18 protein-coding genes and 5 pseudogenes are annotated in these 21,182 nt (G+C 69.0%); 11 read left to right on the plus strand and 12 right to left on the minus strand.

What is annotated here, in order from left to right:
* The first annotated feature begins 334 nt into the window (after nucleotides 1-334).
* Entirely contained in the window at nucleotides 335-985 is a 651-nt protein-coding gene (locus OIB37_RS35660; protein ID WP_330461722.1) for an HAD family hydrolase, read from the plus strand.
* A 215-nt stretch (nucleotides 986-1,200) separates the two neighbouring features.
* Nucleotides 1,201-2,277: a methyltransferase domain-containing protein gene (locus OIB37_RS35665; protein ID WP_330461723.1), complete on the plus strand. Its 1,077-nt coding sequence runs from the start codon at nucleotides 1,201-1,203 to the stop codon at nucleotides 2,275-2,277.
* A 235-nt stretch (nucleotides 2,278-2,512) separates the two neighbouring features.
* Here OIB37_RS35665 and OIB37_RS35670 read toward each other — a convergent pair.
* Nucleotides 2,513-2,956 (minus strand): annotated as a pseudogene (locus tag OIB37_RS35670) (transposase); the annotation flags it as partial.
* 341 nt (nucleotides 2,957-3,297) lie between these two features.
* On the opposite strand from OIB37_RS35670, the gene OIB37_RS35675 reads away from it, so the two are divergent.
* The 6 genes and pseudogenes from OIB37_RS35675 (at nucleotide 3,298) to OIB37_RS35700 (ending at nucleotide 9,779) form a co-directional block, all read left to right on the plus strand.
* The gene (locus tag OIB37_RS35675; RefSeq protein ID WP_330456339.1) at nucleotides 3,298-4,722 is read left to right on the plus strand and encodes an IS701 family transposase; all 1,425 of its coding nucleotides are present in this window, start codon (nucleotides 3,298-3,300) and stop codon (nucleotides 4,720-4,722) included.
* Nucleotides 4,723-4,802: 80 nt separating this feature from the next.
* Nucleotides 4,803-5,294, plus strand: a complete 492-nt coding sequence (locus tag OIB37_RS35680; RefSeq protein ID WP_330461724.1) for a GNAT family N-acetyltransferase — start codon at nucleotides 4,803-4,805, stop codon at nucleotides 5,292-5,294.
* A gap of 43 nt (nucleotides 5,295-5,337) precedes the next feature.
* Nucleotides 5,338-6,112 (plus strand): annotated as a pseudogene (locus OIB37_RS35685) (transposase).
* A gap of 287 nt (nucleotides 6,113-6,399) precedes the next feature.
* Entirely contained in the window at nucleotides 6,400-7,893 is a 1,494-nt protein-coding gene (locus OIB37_RS35690) for a DUF4246 domain-containing protein (protein ID WP_330461725.1), read from the plus strand.
* Between the two features lie 373 nt (nucleotides 7,894-8,266).
* A pseudogene (locus OIB37_RS35695) lies at nucleotides 8,267-8,635 on the plus strand (transposase family protein); the annotation flags it as partial.
* Between the two features lie 217 nt (nucleotides 8,636-8,852).
* Entirely contained in the window at nucleotides 8,853-9,779 is a 927-nt protein-coding gene (locus OIB37_RS35700) for a DUF4232 domain-containing protein (RefSeq protein WP_330461726.1), read from the plus strand.
* A gap of 164 nt (nucleotides 9,780-9,943) precedes the next feature.
* Here the strand turns inward: OIB37_RS35700 and OIB37_RS35705 are convergent, their stop codons facing one another.
* Nucleotides 9,944-10,978 (minus strand): anthranilate phosphoribosyltransferase, encoded by a 1,035-nt coding sequence (locus OIB37_RS35705; protein WP_330461727.1) that lies wholly within the window; start codon nucleotides 10,976-10,978, stop codon nucleotides 9,944-9,946.
* 50 nt (nucleotides 10,979-11,028) lie between these two features.
* Between OIB37_RS35705 and OIB37_RS35710 the strand changes: the two genes are divergently transcribed.
* Nucleotides 11,029-11,163, plus strand: a complete 135-nt coding sequence (locus OIB37_RS35710) for a hypothetical protein (protein WP_330461728.1) — start codon at nucleotides 11,029-11,031, stop codon at nucleotides 11,161-11,163.
* Nucleotides 11,164-11,244: 81 nt separating this feature from the next.
* Here OIB37_RS35710 and OIB37_RS35715 read toward each other — a convergent pair whose 3' ends face one another.
* From OIB37_RS35715 to OIB37_RS35735, 5 genes are all read right to left on the minus strand, one after another.
* Nucleotides 11,245-12,714, minus strand: coding sequence for an AMP-binding protein (locus OIB37_RS35715; protein ID WP_330461729.1), 1,470 nt, complete (start codon nucleotides 12,712-12,714; stop codon nucleotides 11,245-11,247).
* Nucleotides 12,715-12,909: 195 nt separating this feature from the next.
* Complete coding sequence (locus OIB37_RS35720) at nucleotides 12,910-13,263, minus strand: hypothetical protein (protein ID WP_330461730.1); 354 nt, start codon at nucleotides 13,261-13,263, stop codon at nucleotides 12,910-12,912.
* Nucleotides 13,264-13,512: 249 nt separating this feature from the next.
* Complete coding sequence (locus tag OIB37_RS35725; protein WP_330461731.1) at nucleotides 13,513-13,746, minus strand: hypothetical protein; 234 nt, start codon at nucleotides 13,744-13,746, stop codon at nucleotides 13,513-13,515.
* A 281-nt stretch (nucleotides 13,747-14,027) separates the two neighbouring features.
* Nucleotides 14,028-14,354, minus strand: a complete 327-nt coding sequence (locus tag OIB37_RS35730; RefSeq protein ID WP_330461732.1) for a hypothetical protein — start codon at nucleotides 14,352-14,354, stop codon at nucleotides 14,028-14,030.
* Between the two features lie 6 nt (nucleotides 14,355-14,360).
* The gene (locus OIB37_RS35735) at nucleotides 14,361-15,008 is read right to left on the minus strand and encodes an NADPH-dependent F420 reductase (RefSeq protein WP_330461733.1); all 648 of its coding nucleotides are present in this window, start codon (nucleotides 15,006-15,008) and stop codon (nucleotides 14,361-14,363) included.
* 118 nt (nucleotides 15,009-15,126) lie between these two features.
* On the opposite strand from OIB37_RS35735, the pseudogene OIB37_RS35740 reads away from it, so the two are divergent.
* A pseudogene (locus tag OIB37_RS35740) lies at nucleotides 15,127-15,636 on the plus strand (transposase); the annotation flags it as partial.
* Nucleotides 15,637-15,981: 345 nt separating this feature from the next.
* Here the strand turns inward: OIB37_RS35740 and OIB37_RS35745 are convergent.
* The 3 genes from OIB37_RS35745 to OIB37_RS35755 form a co-directional block, all read right to left on the minus strand.
* The gene (locus OIB37_RS35745; RefSeq protein ID WP_330461734.1) at nucleotides 15,982-16,650 is read right to left on the minus strand and encodes an NADPH-dependent F420 reductase; all 669 of its coding nucleotides are present in this window, start codon (nucleotides 16,648-16,650) and stop codon (nucleotides 15,982-15,984) included.
* Nucleotides 16,651-16,714: 64 nt separating this feature from the next.
* Entirely contained in the window at nucleotides 16,715-17,650 is a 936-nt protein-coding gene (locus tag OIB37_RS35750; RefSeq protein ID WP_330461735.1) for an SDR family oxidoreductase, read from the minus strand.
* Nucleotides 17,651-17,740: 90 nt separating this feature from the next.
* On the minus strand, nucleotides 17,741-18,373 hold the full coding sequence (locus OIB37_RS35755) for an NADPH-dependent F420 reductase (protein ID WP_330461736.1): 633 nt from the start codon (nucleotides 18,371-18,373) through the stop codon (nucleotides 17,741-17,743).
* Nucleotides 18,374-18,540: 167 nt separating this feature from the next.
* Between OIB37_RS35755 and OIB37_RS35760 the strand changes: the two genes are divergently transcribed.
* Nucleotides 18,541-19,452, plus strand: a complete 912-nt coding sequence (locus tag OIB37_RS35760) for a LysR family transcriptional regulator (RefSeq protein ID WP_330461737.1) — start codon at nucleotides 18,541-18,543, stop codon at nucleotides 19,450-19,452.
* A gap of 64 nt (nucleotides 19,453-19,516) precedes the next feature.
* On the opposite strand, the pseudogene OIB37_RS35765 reads toward OIB37_RS35760, so the two are convergent.
* Both OIB37_RS35765 and OIB37_RS35770 read right to left on the minus strand, forming a co-directional pair.
* A pseudogene (locus OIB37_RS35765) lies at nucleotides 19,517-19,900 on the minus strand (transposase); the annotation flags it as partial.
* Between the two features lie 7 nt (nucleotides 19,901-19,907).
* Nucleotides 19,908-20,657 carry a transposase family protein gene (locus OIB37_RS35770; protein ID WP_330455489.1) on the minus strand — a complete coding sequence of 250 codons (750 nt, stop codon included), beginning with the start codon at nucleotides 20,655-20,657 and terminating at the stop codon, nucleotides 19,908-19,910.
* Between the last annotated feature and the right edge of the window lie 525 nt (nucleotides 20,658-21,182).

A 21,182-nucleotide genomic window follows, 5' to 3' on the forward strand; every position in this document is an offset into this window, starting at 1 on the left:
CTGAGGCTCGTGGTTGGCGAGGAGGCCTCGTTGCCCGCTGCATTCCGTGCCGGCGCTGAACGTCTGACCGGCCGGCTGGCCGGTCCTCACGACACCGACCACTGGCGTGCCAAAGCGGGGCTGCCTCCCCGGTGGGTCCCCTGAGGGTCCGCGCCGGGCACGTTCGTCTGCACCCGACTGGGTACGTGCACCTGTACGCCGACACCTGTCACGAATGCCACAGACCCCGGAGGGGCGGTCTGTGGGGGCGTCATCCCCGTCCGAGAATGGCGCGTTGGTCGAACGTCTCGGTGGCAGCACAACTGCCTGACTGGTCAGGTCCTATGCTGCGGGGATGATCAGGCCCATTGAGCTCGTCATATTCGACTGCGACGGCGTGTTGGTCGACAGCGAGCGCATCGCCGCACGCGTGCAGGTCGCCCTCGGAGCTGAGTTGGGCTGGCCACTGACCGAGGGCGAGGTCGTGGACCGGTTCATCGGGCGCTCACACGCAGCCATCCGCGACCAGGTTGCGACTCAGCTCGGCGAGGACACGGCCGCGACCTGGTCGGAGAGGTTCGAGCAGCTCCACCGTGAGGCCGTGGACGCCGAGATCGCCCCGGTCGAGGGCCTGCCGGAGGCCCTCGACACGCTCATCCTGCCGGCCTGCGTCGCCTCCAGCGGCTCCCACGACAAGATGCGGCACACCCTCGGCCGCACCGGACTCTACGAACGCTTCGCGGGTCGCATCTTCAGCGCCACCGAGGTCGCCCACGGCAAGCCCGCCCCGGACCTGTTCCTCCACGCCGCCCGACAGATGGGTGCCGATCCCGCAGCCTGCGTGGTGGTCGAGGACAGCCAGCCCGGCGTCCGCGCTGCCCGCGCCGCCGGCATGCGATCTTTCGGCTATGCCGGCGGGCTCACCCCGGCTGAACGACTTGAAGGCCCGGACACCACTGTCTTCTACGACATGCGTGAACTGCCGAAACTCATCGCAGAGCGGTAGTCACCCTGCACTGTCCCATCCGGAGGAGCCACCCGGTTCGGCAGTCCCGCGTACCGTGTGCGGATGGGTAACGCGCTTCCCACCCGTCCGCGATCTGTGGTGTTTTGCGCGACTGTCTCCCTTAGGTTCGAGGTAGCGTCAGTCGCGCGAACGGCAAGAGGAGGTTTCCTCCGCCACGAACTGTGGGTCCGGCCTGATCGATCGGAGGTGTGGTCGTGTCGGCCGACATGAGCACCGTGGACGAAGCGAAGCTGAACGAGCTGCTCGGGAAGGTCGTGACCGATCTGGGCGCGGTCGCGGCGGCGCCCCTGGCCCTGCTCGGGGAGAGGCTGGGGCTCTTCCGGGCCCTCGTGGACGGCGAAGCAGTCACCCCGGGGCAGCTCGCGGAGCGCACCCGGACCACCGAGCGCAACGTCCGCGAATGGCTGGCCGCGATGGCCGCCAGCGGGTACCTGACCTACGAGGGCGATGACCGCTTCCGTATGGCACCGGAACAGAGAGCGGTCTTCGCCGACGAGAACAGCCCGGTTTTCGCGCTGGGCGGATACCAGTCGTTCCTGTCCTGCGGCTCGGCCGAGGAACAGGACAGGCTGGAGCGCGCCTTCCGGGACGGCCGCGGCGTCGGCTGGCACGAACACCACACGGACCTGTTCGAGGGGACGGCCCGTTTCTTCCGTCCGGGCTACGCCGCACACCTGGTGGACGAGTGGCTGCCGGCACTGACCGGCGTGGTGGAGAAGTTGCGCACCGGCGGCAGGGCAGCCGACGTGGGCTGTGGACTGGGCCACTGCACCGTGATGATCGGCAAGGCGTTCCCGGGCGCGCTGGTGACCGGCTTCGACAATCACGGGCCGTCCGTCGACGCGGCCCGGGAGCTGGCCGCGGAGATCGGTGTCGAGGGCCGGGTCTCGTTCGAGGTGGCCGGCGCCAAGGACTTCGCTGGCGGGCCGTACGAACTGATCGCGTTCTTCGACTGCCTGCACGACATGGGTGACCCGGTCGGCGCCTTGGCGCACAGCAGGCAGCAGCTGGCCGAGGGCGGCAGCATCATGCTCGTGGAGCCGTTTGCGGGCGACCAGCTGAAGGAGAACCTCACCCCGCTCGGCCGCGCGTTCTACAGCGCCTCGACCCTGATCTGCACGCCGGCCTCGCAGTCCCAGGAGGTCGGCCGCGCTTTGGGCGCCCAGGCGGGCGAGGAGCGCACCCGCCAGGTCGCGTCGGAGGCCGGCCTGACCCGTTTCCGCCGGGCGGCACAGACCCCGTTCAACATCGTCTACGAGGCCCGCGTCTGACCGCGGAACGCCGGTTGCCCACTTATGCCGAGGACATTCTGATCGAGCCGTAAAGCCCCCCCTCGAATCAGCTCTGTTCCAAGCTGGCCAGCACGATAGACGGTGGGTCTGACAATCCAGTCGGAAGGAGCGCACGCTTAGAATGCACGTAAAGGAAAACGGGCAGCCTTGGTACATCACCGCAGGTAAACAAACGTCGTCCCCGCGCCCGCGGGGGGTGCCCCTATGACTTTGGTCAAGGGGCAATCGGGGTTGGTGGTTGATAGAAGGTGCCGTCACGGGGCATCGCGAAGAGAACGTCGGCTCGGCGACGGGCGAGGCAGAGGAGGGCTTGCGTGTGGTGCTTTCCCTCCTTGATCTTCTTGTCGTAGTAGGTGCGGGAGGCGGGGTCGGCCAGGGCGGCGAACGCGGAGAGGAAGAAGGCACGCTTGAGCTGCTTGTTCCCTCTCCTGGACTGCTGTTCGCCGCGGATCGATGTGCCCGAGCTCCGCGTCGTGGGAGCGAGGCCGGCGTAGGCGGCCAGGTGGGCTGCCGACGGGAAGTTGGTGCCGTCTCCGACGTCGACGAGGATGCGGGCTCCGGTCCTGATGCCGATGCCGGGCAGGGACATCAGGACCTGGGAAAGAGGGTGAGCCTCCAGCAGTTCCTCGATCCGGGCGGCGATGAGTTTGCGCTGGCGGCGCTGTCGACATCGGTGCGGACCAGAAGGTCCACGGTCTGGCCATCGGCTCGAACGGCGGCGGCCTGTCCTACGTCGCGGGCCCTGATGGATCGGTTCATCGGACGAGGACGGCGTCGCTGGACGAACCGGAGCTCGACAAGGTAGCCAACGACCTGCGACAGTTCCTGGAACTGCTGGAGCAATCCCTGACGCGGGTCCTCGTTGACGGCGAGCCGGGATCTCTGTAGATCAGCCCGCGAGGCCCATTCTGTAAGCCTAGCGGTGGTTTGTTGACGGCGGCTCAGGTCCGCAGTAGGCCGGTAGCAGAGGAACGTTGCCTCGCCGCCTGGGAGCTCGTGATGACCCGTCGTGTGCCGTGTCCGCCTGCTCCGGGCCCGCTGGAAGCCTACGCCGCACGCTTCGATGACCTCTTCTCCACACTGGCACAGCGCCGCGGGTTCCGGGAGTACCTCGCGGGGCTGCTGCTGCCGCGGGACCGCAACAAGACGCTGACCTGCCTGGCAGGCACCGAGCCGGTGGTCGGTGCCCAGCACCCGGCGGTGCAGCGGCTCCAGTTCTTCCTGTCCGAGTCGACGTGGGACCACGAGCGGGTCAATTCCCGCAGGGTGGAGTTGCTGCTGGCCGATCCAGCGACCGCGCCGCACCCGGGCGGGGTGCTGGTGATCGACGACTCGGGGGACCGCAAGGACGGGAAGGCGACGGCGTACATCGGCCGGCAGTGGCTGGGCCGGCTGGGCAAGACCGACAACGGCATCGTCACGGTGACCACCTGTTGGGCCGACGAGAACCTCTACTACCCGCTTCACGCCGTGCCCTACAGCCCCGCCCATCACTTCCCCAAGGGCAAGAGCGACCCTGACTTCCGCACGAAGCTGCAGATCGCCGCAGAGCTGGCCCGCACCGCGAAGGCTGCCGGGGTGGCCTTCCGAGCCGTGGCCGCCGACTGCGCCTACGGCGACCAGGACGGCTTCCGCAGGCAACTCGACGCGGCGGGGCTGCCGTTCGTCATGGCCCTCAAACCGAGCCACGGCACCTGGGCCTACGGCAAGGACACCTACACCCCCGCCGACGCCGCCCGCGCCCTGACCTGGACGGACCCCGAACATCCCGGCGACTGGACCCCGGTCGAGCGCACCTTCCGCGACGGGCACACCGAGAACTGGTGGGCCGCCGATGCCCACCTCGGCTGGTGGGGACCCGACGGAAACGTCCGCCTGGTCGTGACGACCTCAGACCCGACCACGTTGCCCGCACAAGCCACCTGGTACCTGGCCACCGACCTGCCCCGCCCCGGCGGCCCACGCGAGGCCGACAGCCCCGAACCTGCCGCTGACCTGCACGAAGTCGTCCGGATCTACGGCATCCGGCACTGGATCGAGCAAAGCTACAAGCAGGTCAAGGACGAACTCGGCTGGGCCGACTTCCAGGTCCGCTCTGACACCGCCATCCGCCGCCACCAGACCCTGGTCACCTGCGCCTTCTCGTTCTGCTGGGACACCTGGTTCGCTCAACTACCGGACCGGGAACTCGCCCTTGTCCCCGCGGCCCCGCCGGCCGCAACTCCGGCGGGACCGGCTGAGAGGGGGCCAAGGCAGACCCCACCAGCCCCAAACGGCCAGCTGGCCCAAGGCGATCCGCGCCGTCCGGGCCTGGCTCGACCCCTGGACCACCCTCCAACGCTGCTGGCGAGCCTGGACCAACGCACCCCCGCCACCCGAACTCCAAGCCCTGATCAACGCCGTCGGCGCAGGCCACCCACTTGATCTCTACACCCCCGTTTAACAAACCACCGCTAGCGGCGGAACGGTGGACGGCCTGCGGCGGGTCCGGGAGCATGGCCTGCATGCCTACCTGGACCATCAAGCCCGAGCCCGTGATCGGCGTGAATGTCGACGAGGTGATGAGGCAGTACTTCACCGAGATGGGCCAGCGGGTGCTGGGACGCTCAGTTACAGAGGCAGAGCTTCAGGCAGTGCTTGCCAAGGACCCGCACCAAGACCTCAGCCCGCCCGACGGCGCGTTCCTCGTCGCACGCAGTGATGGAGGCGAGTTCCTGGGCTGCGCTGGGCTCAGGCTGCTTGGCGGAACCCCGAAGACCGCAGAGCTCAAGCGGATGTACGTGCACCCCGCTGGGCGGGGAGCTGGGTTGGGTCGGGGTCTGCTGCGCGCCGTCGAGGAGGCTGCCGGGAGGCTCGGCGCAACTCGCATCGTGTGTGAGACCAACAGCCAACTTACTGAGGCACGGGCTTTGTACACGCGGTATGGATACGAGGAGACCCCGCCATACGAAGGCCATGGCAGGGCGGATCACTGGTACGCCAAGGTTCTTGGGTAGCGAGTCTGACTGGTCGACTCCCAACCACTGAGATGATTTTGGGGTGGCTGGTGTGACCACGGCGTCACAGCCGTCCTGGATAGGCCCGTTCACCGGGCTGAGCCCACGCTGCTTCGGCAAACTGGTGACCGCCCTGCACCGCGAGGGAGCGGACACGGTCCGTCGGGGCCGACCGACCGTGGAGCCTGCCCCTGGAGGACCGTGTCCTGCTCGTTGCCGCGTACTGGCGCACCAACTTGACGCTACGCCAGCTCGCGCCGCTGTTTGGAATCTCGAAGTCTGTGGCCGATCGCATCATCAACCGCATCGCACCGCTGCTTGCACTGTGGCAGCGCCGACGGTTCGGCAAGGACACCGTACTCATCGTGGATGGCACCGTGGTGCCCACACTGGACCACCAGGTGGCCGAGCAGTCGAAGAACTATCGCTACTCGACCAACCATCAGGTCGTCATCGACGCCGACCCCCGGCTTGTCGTCGCGATCGGTCGGCCGCTGCCGGGCAACCGCAACGACTGCAAGGCATGGGAACTATCCGGAGCCAAAGCCGCCGTCGGCAAGACCGTCGTGATCGCAGACGGTGGCTACCGCGGCACTGGCCTGGTGATCCCGCACTGCCGTGAACGCTGCCAGGAAACACTTCCGGCATGGAAGGAAGAGCGCAACCGCTCACGCCGAAAGGTCCGCGCCCGCGTCGAGCACACCTTCGCGCGCATGAAGAGCTGGAAGATCCTCCGCGCCTGCCGCTTGAAGGGCGACGGCGTGCATCACGCGATGCTCGGCATCGCCCGCCTCCACAACCTCGTGCTCGCCGGATAGACCGGCCCACGGTGGGCATCCTCGCTGCTGACCCCGTCGAGCCAGTTGATCATTACGGGACAGTCTTTAGGCCGATCGGCACGATGAACATCTCAGTGACAAGGTGAGCACCAACTCGGCAATCCGGGGCCGAGTTGTTTGCTCGTCATGCTCAGTTTGAACGGCAACTCCCCGTGCTCACCTTGAGCGGCACTGAACAGCATGGAGTGGCTGTGCGGTACGGGGGTGTGTCAGTCCCCTGAAGTAGCCTTCCCGCCACCACGTACCACCTGGAAGGACCTGGAGAGTTGACTGACCTGGCCGCGTTCCCGCTGCCCTTCCCCGCGTCCCACTCGATGTTGATGGCGCCGCCCAGAACCCGGCGGGAACTGGAGATGATCGAGTGCAGCGCCCACATACGGTCGAAGCCGGACTGGTTCACCAAGATGAAGGACTCCGAAATCGTCGCCAGGTGGAAGCAGGAGGCGGCCGACCAGGGCATGACCGAGGCGCAGATTCGTTATGTGCTCGCCGAACTCGCGCACTACGCCGAGCTGCGGGATAGGCGTACGGGCATCGAGGTGTCCGCCGTCGACGGCGTGTGGCAGTCGGACGCCCTGGTCGACGACGAGCTCAGGTCCCGGCTGCGTGAGGCGGTCCGGGTTCTGGAAGAGGTACCCGAAGCGGAGCAGGACTGGCATCCGGGATCCGACGGCCAGGTACTGGACCTGGTTCACCCCTCGCTGTTCTGCAACGTACGTGAGGTGAGCGGCGGACCCGAGAGGGCATGGAAAAGCCCGGCGAAGAACGACTGGACGAAGTACCAATTCTCGGAGAAGTTCCAGTGGCTGCCTACGGACGTCAAGGTCGGCGACGACGGCGACGTTTCCTTCCTCTCGTACGTCAACAACGTCCACCCCGTGGAGCACCGCGAACTCGCCTCCGTACTACCGGAGTTGTTCGGCCGTATGCTCCCGCTCCTCGAGAACGTACTCACCGACCTGCGCCACCCGCGGCCGCTGCGGATCGAGGCGGATCCGTACTCCTGGTACGGCGACAGTGAGCCGGTCGCCCCCGAAAGCGACGACGCAGACGCGTACACCGCATATGAGGTAGCCATGGACGACTGGTGGGCCAACCGCCGCCCGGTCGTCCCGGACGCCCCGGATTTCAGGGCTCCCACGGCACCCGACGACACCGCCCGGGTTGACCTGCACGGTCGGCGCCTCCAGGTCATAGCCAAGCTCGCCACCATTCAACTCACCCCGGACAAGCCGGAGTACGCCGGCGGCTCCTGGCACGTCGAGGGGATGATGAACGAGCGGATCGCCTCGACCGCCATCTACTACTGGGACAGCGAGAACATCACCCAGAGCCGGCTGAGCTTCCGGTCCGCGGTCGACGACCCGGACTACGAGCAGAACGACGACACCGGCGTGAGTGACGTCTACGGCCTGGACAACGAGGACCCGCTGAACCAGGTCCTCGGTTCGACATTGACACCGGCGGGCCGCTGCCTGGCGTTCCCGAACATCCTGCAGCACCGCGTCGGCTCGTTCCGCCTCGCCGACCCCACCCGGCCGGGACACCGCAAAATCCTTGCGTTCTTCCTGGTCGACCCGTCGAACCACATCGTCTCGACCTGCGACATACCGCCGCAGCAGCCATGGTCCGACACCTCGACCATGACACTGGAGCAGGCCAAGGCATACCGCGAACAGCTCATGCATGAACGGAAGTTCTTCGTCGACGAACACAACGAGCAGCTCTATGAGCGAGAGTTCTCCCTCTGCGAGCACTGAGCCACGCCACACCGCTCACACCGCACGCCTCACTCGGCCTGGAACCGGCGCCGGACACCGTACGTGCGCACCACCTGAGCGTCGCGCATGCTGGCCGTCGATCCATACGGCCAGCCCCTGCGGCTGTCCGGTGCGAGCTTGATCGTGTTCGGCCCGCTGGCCCCCGTGTCAGCGGGCCGACGTGTGCCAGTTCTGACCGTGGAGCCGTGTGAGGTCACGACCACTCGATGGCCGGCGGCTCGACCGCCTCTACTCCGCTTCTGCGGCCTGCGCATGGCGGCAAAGGAGGGCCTGGAGTCGGCGGCGCAACGCGGAGTGCGGGAGGGCCTCGAGTGTCAAGCCGCCAGAGGTTCCGGGGACCCCATGCCCGAGCGTGCTGACCGATCCCGAGGGCAAACTGCTGCGGATCTCAACCACGTTGCCCGGCCGCACCCACGACCTCACCGCAGCCCGCACCCGCCACATCATCCGGATCTGCGAACGCCAGGGCGTGCCAGTCCTCGCCGACCGCGCCTACACCGGAGCCGGCCCCTGGGTGCCCACCCCGCTCAAACGCCCACCCCTCGGGGAACTCACCCCCACCCAGCTGACAGTCAACCGAGCCCTGTCGGCAGCCCGGGCGCCCGTCGAACGAAGCATCGTGAGACTGAAGTCCTGGCGGATCTTCCGCCGGGCCCGCTGCAGCCCGAACCGCCTCACATCAATCGCCGCCGCCACCCTCACCCTGGAGCGTCAGCGCTGAAAATGCTCAGTCACTACAAATAACGGGGCCACAGCCCACAGCCCCTGGAAACTGCCCAGCAATCAGCGCAAGCACCGTTGCAGTATGAGGTCGTGTCCGCGATGTCAGGGGAGCCAGATACGTCCAACCGTCCTGTCCCCGAACTTGTGACACCTCTGTGGCCGGAATTATGGCCTCCGTCACATGCGCAGGGTTCACACCCTGATCAGATGACCGGATGCGCAGACCTGCCCCCTTCCTGTCGGCTCTCGCCGCGACCGCTCTGCTGCTCACGGCCTGCGGGACGGAGCGCGTCGGCGCTGGGAGTGCCGGCGCCGGCACGGCCGAGCCATCGTCCCGTACGCAGGTCGACGATCCGGGTAAGGACGGGGTACGGATCACCTCGCTGACCCTCCCGTCGGCTTCCCCCTCGCCCACCCGCAGCCACTCCGTCTCCGCCGACAGCCTCGCCACGGACTCGGGGATCATTGCCGACTACGAGGTCACCAACGAGGGCGCCGAGTCCCTGACCTACTCGGTCGTCTTCACCTTCATGAGCGATGACGGCGGGGCCGTGACCAACCAAACTGTGACCGTGCGCGACGTCGGCCCCGGGAAGACCGTACGGGGCACGGTCCGGGCCGGGGAACTGCCGCCCGCCGCGCCGCGGGTGACGCAGGCCAAGGTGCTTGAAGTGGCCAAGGTCCCCGCGAGCGAGGCGCCGGCCGAACCAGGCACGTGCCCCGGCCCCGGGATCCGAGTCAGCGTCGACAAGGGCGACGCGGCCATGGGACTGCGCGTCGTGGGCCTGCATCTCGACAACTGCGGCACGCGTGACTACACCGTCGAGGGCTACCCGCTGCTGGAGCTCCTGGACGACGGCCTCAAGCCCGTCGACGGCGTCGAGATCCTCGATGGCAGCCGCGAGATCACCACCGGCGCCGGGCCCGACGAGCAGCCTCGTCCCGTCACACTCAGGCCCGGCGAGTCGGCGACCGCCAGCCTGGTTTGGCGCAACACCACCGAGTTCGGCACGCCGGTGAACGTGCCCTATGTGCGGGTCCGGGCGAAGGCCGGTGCCGACCCGGTGACGGTGACTCCGAACCTCGACCTCGGAACCACGGGAAAGCTCGGGGTCAAACCGTGGGAGAAGGCGGAGCGCTGAGCAGCGTGGCGCGGGCGTAACCGGGGTTCTCCCGACGGCCGTTGGGAACTGTGTGAAGAGAACCGAAGAGTACGCCGAGGACACCTGCCCGCCTATCCACCAGTGCCGTCTGCCGCGGGAACACCGCGAGTCCCGGCCGGCCGGGCCGGCGGCGGGCGAAGAACTCAGCCATGGGCGGCCGCCTCCGACCGTAGCCGGGACAGGAGGCCGAGGGCCCGGCCGTCCCGGATCACCTCGCGGGCCGCGTCCAGCGCGGCCTCCCAGTCGCCGGTGACCCGGCCGGCCACCGCCAGCGCGGCGGCGTTCAGGGCCAGGCTCTCCTCCGCCACCGGGGCGCCCCGCCCGGACAGCACCTCGCGGAAGTACGCCACGGGGTCGCCGTCCCGCGGCCGCAGTTCGTCCGGCGAGCCCGGACGCAGCCCGAGCCGGGCCGGATCGAGCACGAACTCGTCCTCCAGCGAGCCCTGGCAGACGTACACCCGGTTCGGCAGGAAGCTCAGGAGTTCGTCGGCACCCGCCTCGTTGGCGCACAGCCACACCGAGCGGACGCCGCCCCGCGCCAGGTGCCCGGCGGCATGCCGCAGCCCGGTGACCAGCCGCCGGTCCGCGACACCGGTGAGCTGTGCCCGGGCCGGCAGCCGGGCCAGGAAGGGGCCGAGCGCGTTGACGAAACCGGCGAGCTGCCTGATGTCCAGCGGAAGCACACTGCGGGGCAGCAGGCCGAGTTCGGGCGGGTATACGAAGGCGCCGGCGAAGGCGATACCGTGCCGCTCCAGGGACGCGTGAGTCTCCTCGTACGACGCGGTCAGCGGAATCCCGAGCCGCTCCAGCAGGTCGACCGAGCCGAGGCTGCCGGTGTAGGCGCGCGAGCCGGTCTTCACGACCTGGACGCCCGTCGCGGCTGCGACCAGCGCGGCGGCCGTCGAGATGTTGAAGGTGCGCAAACCCCCGCCGGTCCCGACGATGTTGACCGCGGCGCCGACCTCGTCGGGCACGCCGGCCGGCCGGTTCCCGACCAGCGAGTCCAGGAGGCCGGTCAGGGTGGTGCGGTCGGGCATCCGGGTGGCCAGCGAGGCGAGCAGGGCCACCGACTCGCCCCGCCGCAGCCCGCCCTCGTGCAGCCGGTCCCAGAACGACCGCCAGACCGGCGCTTCGACGGGCCGCTCCCGCCGGAGCAGCGTGGTGACGGCTTCGTGCACGGCTACGCGCTCTTCTCCGCCGGGGCGACGCGTGCGTGATGAACGCGTCGATGGCCGCCACCGTGTGGAAGGACTCCGGCCGCAGCTCGACCGTGTCGGGGTCGATCCCGTACCGGTCCTCGATCCAGGCGATCACCTTCAGCAGCCCCAGACTGTCGATCACCCCGTTCGTCAGCAGGTCGTAGTCGGCGTCCAGTTCCGCCGCAGACACGTCCGGCAGGAACTCCTCGACCACGAACTCCTTGATGGCCTGGGCGTAGGGCATGTCAGCTCTCCTCGGTGAAGTGGACTCCTACGGCGCGCTCCCGGTCGACCTTGCCGGTGGGGGTCCGGGGCAGCGGCTCGTCGGTGATCAGCAGGGCCGCGGGGATCGCGGCCCGGGGCAGTCCGCGCGCCAGATGCCCGCGCAGGGACAGGCTGTTGGCCCCGGTGCCGGGGCCGCGGCGCGCCACGGCGTGCAGCTTCCGCCCGGCCACCGGGTCGGGCACCGCCGGCACAGCGGCCTCGGCGACGTCCGGGTGGGCCGGCAGCAGCTGCTCGACCTCCTGCGGATTGACCCGGACACCGCGGACCTTGACCTGGAAGTCGGTGCGCCCGACCAGGGTGAGCGTCCCGTCGGCCGAGCGGCGCGCCAGGTCGCCGCTGCGGAACCAGCGCCGGTCGTCCGTTCCCTCAGGATGCGGGACGAACGCGCCGGAGGCCGCGGCCGCGCCGTGGTAGCCCTCGCTCTGGAAGGGGGTGGAGACGTACAGCTCACCGGTGCCCGGCCCGTCCAGCACCCGGCCCTCCGCGCCGACGAGCAGGGCCGCCACACCGGGCAGCGGCTGCCCGAGCGGCGGCGAACCATCCGGGTCCGGGGCGCCGCGCAGTTCGTACAGGAAGCTGTCGTTGGTCTCGGTGCAGCCGTAGACGTTGTACAGCCGGGCGCGGGGCAGCAGTCCCGGCAGCGCGGCCAGGAGCGGGACGGGCATGGTGTCCCCGGTGAAGACCGCGTGCCGGACGGACGGGAGCGTACGGCCCCCGGCGCGGGCGGCGTCGGCCAGCAGCCGGTAGAACATCGGCACCGACTGGACCACCTCGGGCCGCTCCCGCTCGATGAGGTCGAGGAGACGGCAGCCGTCGGTGACGCGGTCCACGTCGACCAGGACGACCCGTCCGCCGCGGGCGAGGGTCGTCCACACGTCCAGGAGGCACACGTCGAAGTTCAGCGGCGCGTAGTTGAGCACGGTCGTGCCGGGACCGATGCCGAAGGTGTCGCCCGCCCAGACCGCGAAGCGGTCCAGCGCGGCGCCGGACAGCGGCACGATCTTCGGCAGTCCGGTGGATCCGGAGGCGGTGAGCAGCAGCGCGGTCCCGGTGAGGTCCGCGCGGGGGGAGCGGCGGGTCGCGGGCGGCCGCCCCGGAGCGAGTACATGGCCCACCCCGGCCTGCTCGTACAGCCGCTCCAGGACGTCCGCGCCCAGGTCCGGTGACGGCAGCAGCAACGGGCGCCGGGCCAGCAGACAGGCCAGGACGAGCGCGACGGTCCGGGGCGACTTGACCGCGGGCAGGGCCACCGGCGCGCCGGCCGGCAGATCGGCGATCCGGTTCCGTTCCCGCTCCGTGTGGGCGAGCAGCGCCCCGTAGCCGACCGAGTGCCCCCGCCAGACCAGGGCGGTCGCCTCCGGCGTCCGCCGGGCATGGTCCACGAAGCCCTCGACGAGCGGGCGCGGACCCGTGATGGTGGTGCCCTCCACGATGCCTCCTTCCGGACCGCGTCCGGCCGGGATTCGGCGAACGCGTTGATCCCCATGGTGGTTTCGACACCTGGAGGCTCGTTGGAGCCTGGCTCGGCGGGCGCCGGCCGCCGGGCGCACGGAAAACGGCGGCCGGTCCGCACCCCGGTGCGGGGGCGGGCCGGCCGCCGTCGGCGGGTCGGGCAGGTCGGGCGGTCAGCCGTCGAGGAGTTCGGCGAGCGCCAGGGAGGGGTCGTGCGCGGGCGGCCCGGCGGGCCACCAGGTGCCGGACCGCTCCCGGTACGGGTACCAGCGGCCGTCGCGCCCGTACCGCAGCTGCAGGCCCCGGCCGGACAGCGTCCAGCGGTTGTCACGGACGACGAGTTCGGGCAGCTCCTCGTCCTCCCAGCCCGCCGAGAGCGCCGTGCGCGCCCGGGTGACGTCGGACCCCTTGGGCTGCCACGCCTCTTCGAGTACCGCCAGTCCGGCGGCTCCGCCCCACCGCCATGCCTCGGCCGCCCGGTCCAGCTCGTCCGGCCGGTCGCAGGAGTCCCACAGCCGTGCGGGCACCCGGGGGTCGGGGTGGGTGGCGGCGATCCGTACGGTGTCCTGCCACCGGTCGAGCGGCCGGGGCGGCTCGCCGGCCGCCCCCAGGGTGTACGCGAGGAGTTCCCGGGCGCGTACGGCCGCATCCGCGACCAGCCGCTCCAGCGGGTCCGCCTCGATGCCGGTGACCGGCTCGGTGCCGTCCTCCGGCAGTTCGGGCAGCGGCGGGAGCGCCGGGAGCGCCGGGAGGGGGACGGCCGGGCGGGCGTACGCCTAGTCGGCAGGGGTCCCGGCGGCGGCCGGACCGTCCGTCAGCTCCGCCCCCTTCGCACCGGCGGGGTCCAGCAGCCGCTCGGCGTCCGGCAGGCCGGCATCGAGATGGGTGAAGCTGATGGCGCTCTGGCCGGGGTCGTTCTCCCGCAGTCGGCTCAGCAGCACCAGTCCGCCGTACAGCCCGGCGTACGGGGACCCGGCGCCATCGCGGGCCCGGTGCGTCGGCCGATTCATACACCGCGTGTGGTGTTGAGGGATCCATGGGCAGTGTATCGGCGGCGGCCCTCGCCAGGACGGCGGTCCCAACTGGTCTGTGCGGCAAGGCGGTTCCACATGCGCAATGCCCCAGCAACCGGCATGCACGGTGCTCGGACGACGGAACGTGGCCCGCTCGGGAGCGGCGGAAGCCACGGTGTGATCTCGCGGTCGCACGCGCAGGTCATGGCGTCTCCTCGGCGGGCAGGTGCTGGGACGACTTGGGGTGTGGTGCTCCTGGCAGGGCGATCAGTGGTGGGTCAGCCTCGGAAGATCTGCTCGGACTGGTCGCGGTTGGTGATATGCAGGTCCCAGTAGAGGCGGGAGAGTTGGTCAGCCGTGGCCCGTGGCTGTCCGTAGAAGGTGGGGGTGCCTATCGTGGCGTCGATGCCGATGTGGGCGGCTTGGGTGCCGGTGTCGGCCAGTTCCTTGTGCAGGCTGATCACCCAGTTGCGCAGCGCCGCTGCGGCGGCGTTGACGTTGGCGACCCGCGGGTCAGGCCAGATCGAGTCGGCGCCGGTGGTGTAGAGCAGGGTGCCCGCACCGGCCTCGCGTATCGCGGGCAGCACTGCCTTGGTAGCAGCCACCTGATGTCAGCGGGCCTCGGGGCGGATCCGCCTGATGAAGTGTAGTTCGAGTCCCGACAGGGGAGCCCCGACCTCGTGCATCGCCCCACCGGTGGCCAGCGACCCCAGATTGACCGCAGCGAAGCCCGCATCGTTGAGCATGTCGATAACCAGGTACTTCGCCTCCGCGTCGTCGCCGGACGCGAACAGGACTGTGCGTGGTCGGTCGGCGCCGTAGTCATCGATCCACTCCATCGGCATGTTGCTGATCGATTTCACCAATCGCGCGCCCGGGGCCCACTTCGCCACCATTTCGCTTGATGTCGAGCCGGCACGCGCAAGCTCGGCGCGCGATTTGGTCACGCCCTCCAGGCTGGTGACGTCGGGACGCATTTCGTGGTGAGCGTTCATCGCGTCGATGAGGATCCGTCCGCTCCAGTCGACGCCCTGCAGGGCTTCTTCGGCCTGCACCCAGTTGACCGCAATGATCACGACGTCGCTTTCCACGACCTGCGCCTTGGTTTCCGCGGTGGCGCCCCGCCCGAGCTCCTCGACGAATTCGGCGAGAGTCTCGGGCCCCCTTGAATTGCAGACGGCGATCGTGTGGCCCGCATTGAGCAGATGCCGGCCCATGACCCGAGTCACCGAGCCGGCTCCAATGAATCCGATGCGCATTTCGAACACTCCTTTGCAAAAGAATGGACAGGCCGGCAGCTCGCCGCCTGGGGTTGGCTGACCTGGCATCGACGACGGAACTCATCGATGAGCTTGTCGGTGTTGTTGGGGCTGGCTGACCTCCACGTCCGTGCCCGCGAGGAGCCAGGGCATCGATGCGGGCGAGAAGATCGTGGGCCGCAAGCGCAGCATCATCACTGACACCCTCGGCCTGCTGCTGGCGGTGCCGGTCACCGCGGCCGGCGTCCAGGACTCCGCGGCTGGCCGCATCCTCCTTCAACAGGCTGCCGCCAACCACCCCGGCCTGCGCAAGGCCTGGGTCGACGGCGGCTACCGCAAGCACTTCGCCGAACCCGCAGCGACCCTCGGCATCGACCTCGAAATCGCCCAACGCACCCCTGGGAGCAGGAGATTCACCCCGATTCCGAAACGGTGGGCAGTGGAGCGGACCTACGACTGGCTCATGCTCCACCGCCGCCCGGCCCGCGACTACGAAACCCACCCACACCGTTCCGAAGCCATGATCCACCTCGCGATGACCGACCTGATGGCCCGCCACCTCCCCGGAGAGAACACCACCTCCTGGCGAAACCCGACACCAGCACATCAAAGCCGCATCCAGGGATGAAACAACAGGATGAAACGACCTCTAAGGGACTTCGACGAGTCGGACCCGTGGCGCCGGGTTCGCTCCGTGCACGGACCGGCAACTGCCGCGCGCTGCGAACAGCGCGCCCACGCTGTCCTGACGGAGGACATGGCGTTCTGACCTGCGCTGGTCGGCTGCAGCAAGCGCACCGGGGCCGCACCCGCAACCCCTCGGCCGCGGATGGCACCGCGGTTGCGGCGGGAGCACAGCAGCCCTGCCCTGCCAGGCGGCACGGCCTTCCTACGGGCCGAGCCGCATACGCTCCCGCTCTGTATCTCCTCCCCGGCGGGGGCGTGGCACACCTCACTGTGCGGTAATTGGCGGTTACGGCGTTGCTGCGGCCAGAGCGGCGCGGATGGCGTCTGTACCGGCCGGCTCGCCCTTCTCGTTCGAGTAGGGGCCGTACGGTGTTCCCCACACCGGCGTGCCGGTTGCCTGCCGCCAGCTGTCGGCGAGAGGTCCTGCGTCCACCACGTTGTAGCCGATGGAGTCGATGAATGCGCTCACCGTCGCCTTCGCCGGTGCGAAGTCGCCGGCGATCGGCAGGCTGGAGCGGTCGGGGGCCCCTGCCGGGCGGGCGAGGAAGAGCAGGTGCTTGTAGAAGATGTTGTTGAACGCCTTGACCAGGAGTGCGTCGGGCAGATGCCGGAGGAGCAGTTCGCTGGAGGTGAGGGTCCCGCTGTCGAGGTCGGTGATGTGTCCGTCACGCTCGGGTCCGTAGTTGCAGGTGTCGATGACCGGCTTTCCGGCCAGGGGCGCGGCGGGTACGCGGGGGAAGGCACTGACCGGCACGGTGACCACAACGATGTCACCGGCCGACGCAGCCTCTTCGCTCATGGCCGCGGACGCCCGCGGCCCCAGTTCGCGGACGGTCTCCGCGAGCGTGTGGGGGCCGCGTGAGTTGCTGAGCACCACCTGATGCCCTGCGCCCACGGCCAGGCGGGCGAGAGTCTTGCCGATGGCTCCGCTTCCGATGAAGCCCACTGTTGTCATGGTTCTACGTCCTTTTCACAGAGCTGGGCGTGCCGGACTGGTTACGAGCCGCGGATGGTGCTGTTCAAGCGGCGGGGAAGTAGTGGCCGTTGTCCAGATCGGCGAGGAGGCCGGGCCGGGCGGGTTCCCAGCCGAGGGTGCGGCGGGTGATGGCGTTGGACGCCGGGTAGCTCTGCGTGGCGATGTTGGTGAGGAATCCGAAGTAGCCCGGTGTCATCAGGGCGTCATTGGGAATGCTCACGGCGGGCAGGCCCAGACGGTCGGCGAGGGCCTCGGCGATGTCGCGGAAGGGGGTGCCCTCGTCCTCGACCGCGTGCCAGTAGCTGCCGGCTGGCCCGTTTTCCAGGGCCAGGCGGAACAGGACGGCGGTGTCACGGATGTGGACGGCGTTCCACACATTGGCGCCATCGCCGGGGTAGCCGGCGAACCCCTTCTCCTTCGCGAGCGCGATCAGCGTGGGAAGGAAGCCCGCCACATCACTCGTGCCGTGCGCGATGTTGGCGATCCGTACGACCGAGGAACGCACCCCCTGCCCGGCCAGGTCGATCACGGCCCGCTCCACGACGTTGCGGACCCGCAGGGTGCCCCGGTGCTCTTCGCCGGACGGCAGGGCAGGGTCTTCCTCGGTGGCCGGCCGTCCCAGATTACCGGGCGAGCCGATGCTCCCGGCGGTGACCAGCGGCTTTCCGGTCCCCGCGAGGGCCTCGCCGTAGGCGAGCATGATGGGGAGCTCTGCGGCGGCCACCGCGTCCATCCCGCCGGTGGGCAGGAGGTCCTGTCGGTGGGCGACGTGGATGACGCCGTCGGAGGCGGCGGCTGCTTCCTTGAGCCCGTCGAGGTCCTCCAGGTCGCCGCGGCGTACCTGCGCACCGAGTGCGGACAGGGTTTCCGCGGACGCGTCAGACCGGGCCAGACCGGTGACCTCGTGCCCTGCGGAGATGAGCTCGGGAATGATGTGAGAACCGGAATGCCCGGTCCCGCCAGCGACGAATACATGCATCTGGATTATTCCTTAAAGAGGTAGACGGGGGCTTTCCGTGTCGCTCGTGAACTAATGCCGGACGGCACGGAAAGAGATGAGGAGCGCTATTCAGCGCAGAAGGGTGACGTTGAGGGAGAAATCGGTGTGCTTGACGGAGTGGCTCATCAGGCCCAGCTCCAGCAGGCCGACGTTTTCCAGTGCCCGCGCCATGAACAGGTCGCCGGTGTCCCAGGGGCGCAGCCCCAGGCTCTCGACGAACGCCGACACGCGGGCCTTGGCCTGCGCGTCGTCGCCGGCGATGAACACGTCCACCGGGCGACCCTCGGCGGACCCGGCGGCCACCACGTGGGAGAACACCGTGTTGAACGCCTTGACGACGTGCGCGTCACCGGGAGCCGCCTTGGCGATCTCCTGCGCTCCGGAGCTGTCGTCGGGCACGACGAAGCCCTGCAGGTCAGGGGCAACGGGGTTGGTGATGTCAACGATGATCTTGCCGCGCAGCGCGTCCCCGTACTCCCTCACCACCGCTGCCGCGCCGGCGTAGGGCACGGCCAGGATCACGATGTCCCCGGCCGGGACGTCACCGGCCGTGCCCACTGTGGCGCCGCCGAGCACGGCGGCCACCTCCTTCGCCTTGGCCTGGTCGCGGCCGAGGATCTCAACGGCATTCCCGCCGGCGAGCGCCCGACCGGCCAGAGCCCGGGCCATGTTTCCCAGTCCGACAATGCTGATACCACTCATCGGCATTCCTGCTTTCCGGTTTCCGGTCCTGCCCGGAAATTTCGCGTCGAATTCACTTCCCGCGCCAAGAGGCGCCGTATTTCATGCTGCCATCGCCCCCCAGGAAACGTCCAAGACCTCTTTAAACCCTGGTGATACCCTGAAGGTCTCACCACGCTGGAGGCCGTATGGATCTCGATCTGCGAAAACTGCGGTACTTCGTCGCCGTGGCCGACCGGCTCCACTTCGGCCGCGCCGCCGACGAACTCCACATCGCGCAGCCGGTGCTCAGCCGACAGATCCGCGCACTCGAACAAGATCTCGGCGCGGCGCTGTTCACCCGGGACCGTCACCGCGTCGAGCTGACCGACGCGGGCCGGCAGCTGCTGGCCGAAGCCGGCCCGCTGCTCGCCTCCACGCACGCGCTGCGGCGCCGGGTGTCCGAGGCCGCCGCCGGCCGGCGGCGGCTCATGGTCGGCTTCCGCGCCGGCATTCCCATCACCCCGGCGGCCCGCGCGTTCGAGGGCAGGCACCCGGACGTGATCGTCGACGTGCAGCGGATCGAAGGCGACGACCAGGCCGTGATGCTGCTCGACGGGCGCATCGACGTCGCCTTCGTGCGCCTGCCCATCGACGAAACCGGCCTGCGCCTGACGCCGCTGTACACCGAGCCGCGGGTGGCGGTGCTGCCTGCCGGACATCGTTTCGCCGGCAAGGCAGAGGTCACCGAGACCGACCTGGCCGGTGAGCCGCTGCTGTGGGACGGTGACGCGAGCTCGCAGCCCACCAAGCGCCCGTTCACCAACGCCGGATACCCGGTGCGCGGGGTCGACGAGACCCTCGAACATGTGGCGGCCGGACGCGGTATCTCTTTCCTGGCCCGCTCGGCGTCCGTGTTCTACTCGCATCCCGACATCGCCTACGTGCCCATCCCGGACCTGGCGCCCGACCAGGTACATCTCGCGGTAGCGGCAACGCATACCTCACCGGTCGTGGACGACTTCATCACCGCGGCTCACTCGGCGGCCGAGATCACGGCAGAATGCGGCAACTACGAAATGTGGCAGCTCGGGGGCGATGCCCTCGCACGGCACGCGTAAGAGGTCGTTTCATCCTGTTGTTTTATCCCTGGATGCGGCTTTGGTGTGCTGGTGTCGGGTTTCGCTAGGGGATGGTGTTCTTTCCGGGGAGGTGGCGGGCCATCAGGTCGGTTATCGCGCGGTGGATCATGGCTTCGGAACGGTGTGGGTGGGTTTCGTAGTCGCGGGCCGGGCGGCGGTGGGGCATGAGCCAGTCGTAGGTCCGCTCCACTGCCCACCGTTTCGGAGTCGGGGTGAATCTCCTGCTCCCAGGGGTGCGTTGGGCGATTTCGAGGTCGATGCCGAGGGTCGCTGCGGGTTCGGCGAAGTGCTTGCGGTAGCCGCCGTCGACCCAGGCCTTGCGCAGGCTGGGGTGGTTGGCGGCAGCCTGTTGAAGGAGGATGCGGCCAGCCGCGGAGTCCTGGACGCCGGCCGCGGTGACCGGCACCGCCAGCAGCAGGTCGAGGGTGGCATTTTCAGCGCTGATGTTCCAGGGTGAGGGTGGCGGCGGTGATTGATGTGAGGCGGTTCGGGCTGCAGCGGGTCCGGCGGAAGATCCGCCAGGGCTTCAGTCTCGCGATGTTTCGTTCGACGGGCGCCCGGGTTGCCGACAGGGCTCGGTTGACTGTCAGCTGGGTGGGGGTGAGTTCCTTGAGGGGTGGGCGTTTGAGCGGGGTGGTCACCCAGGGGCCGGCTCCGGTGTAGGCGCGGTCGGCGAGGACTGGCACGCCCTGGCGTTCGCAGATCCGGATGATGTGGTGGGTGCGGGCTGCGGTGAGGTCGTGGGTGCGGCCGGGCAACGTGGTTGAGATCCGCAGCAGTTTGCCCTCGGGATGGGTCACGACCTGCACGTTCACTCCGTGACGGCGATGCTTCTGGGAGAAATCGGCTCGACTGTCACCGACGCGGTCGTACTCGGCGAGCGTGCCGTCGAGCACGACATACTCGGGATCGGCCTCCCGCAGGATTCGCAGCAGCCCGGGTGCCCGACGGGACAGGTGGTCGACGACGGTGGTGGCATAGGCGTGGGCGGTACCCACGGATATGCCGAAGCCCGCGGCGATCTGCGTGAGGGTGTCGTGCCGGGGGAGGTAGATCAGGCCGACGAGGGCCCGCTGGTGAGGCGGGAGTTTGCAGCGGCGGTCACCCTCACGAGTGACGATGAGCATGGTTACCCACTCGACCAGGGCGTGAGGCAGGTCGAGTGCGGCAGGATATGGGACCAACGAGGCTCCTGTGTTGATGAGTTGAGACGTCGAACACCTCTCTCAGCGGCACGGGAGCCTCGTGCGTTGCGGACCCAAGCCCGTCACCCGATCAGTGGCCACTCTGAAAGCGCTCACTTCTTCGGGTTGATGTCACCAACGCCGGGGGTGTGGCGGGAGGGCTGGAGGCGGGGGAGGAGGTTGTCGACCAAGTGGACACGGCGGGGTGTGCTGGTGCGGCCGGTCAACGGTGGACTTTGCCCGTCTCCGGTTCAAGGCCGCCACTGGGCGGTGCTGTGTCTCAGGAGGCGTGGATGGCGAGGGACTTCGTCATGGCCCGGTTCGCTCGGTGGTCGAGTCCGGGAATGTAGGACGAGTACGGCTCCTGCATGATCTGTGAACTGTTCGGCCCACCTACAGGCAGCCCCCGGCTACACCGCTTGCCTGCCCGGACCCGCAGCCTGGGCACGTCCTCGGAGACCGTCGGGTTCAGCGGGGCCCACCACCTGTCGAAAGGGTGGGTGCTCAAGGACGGAGGCCGGGCTG

The sequence above is a fragment of the Streptomyces sp. NBC_00820 genome (genome assembly GCF_036347055.1).
Classification (GTDB): Bacteria; Actinomycetota; Actinomycetes; order Streptomycetales; family Streptomycetaceae; genus Streptomyces.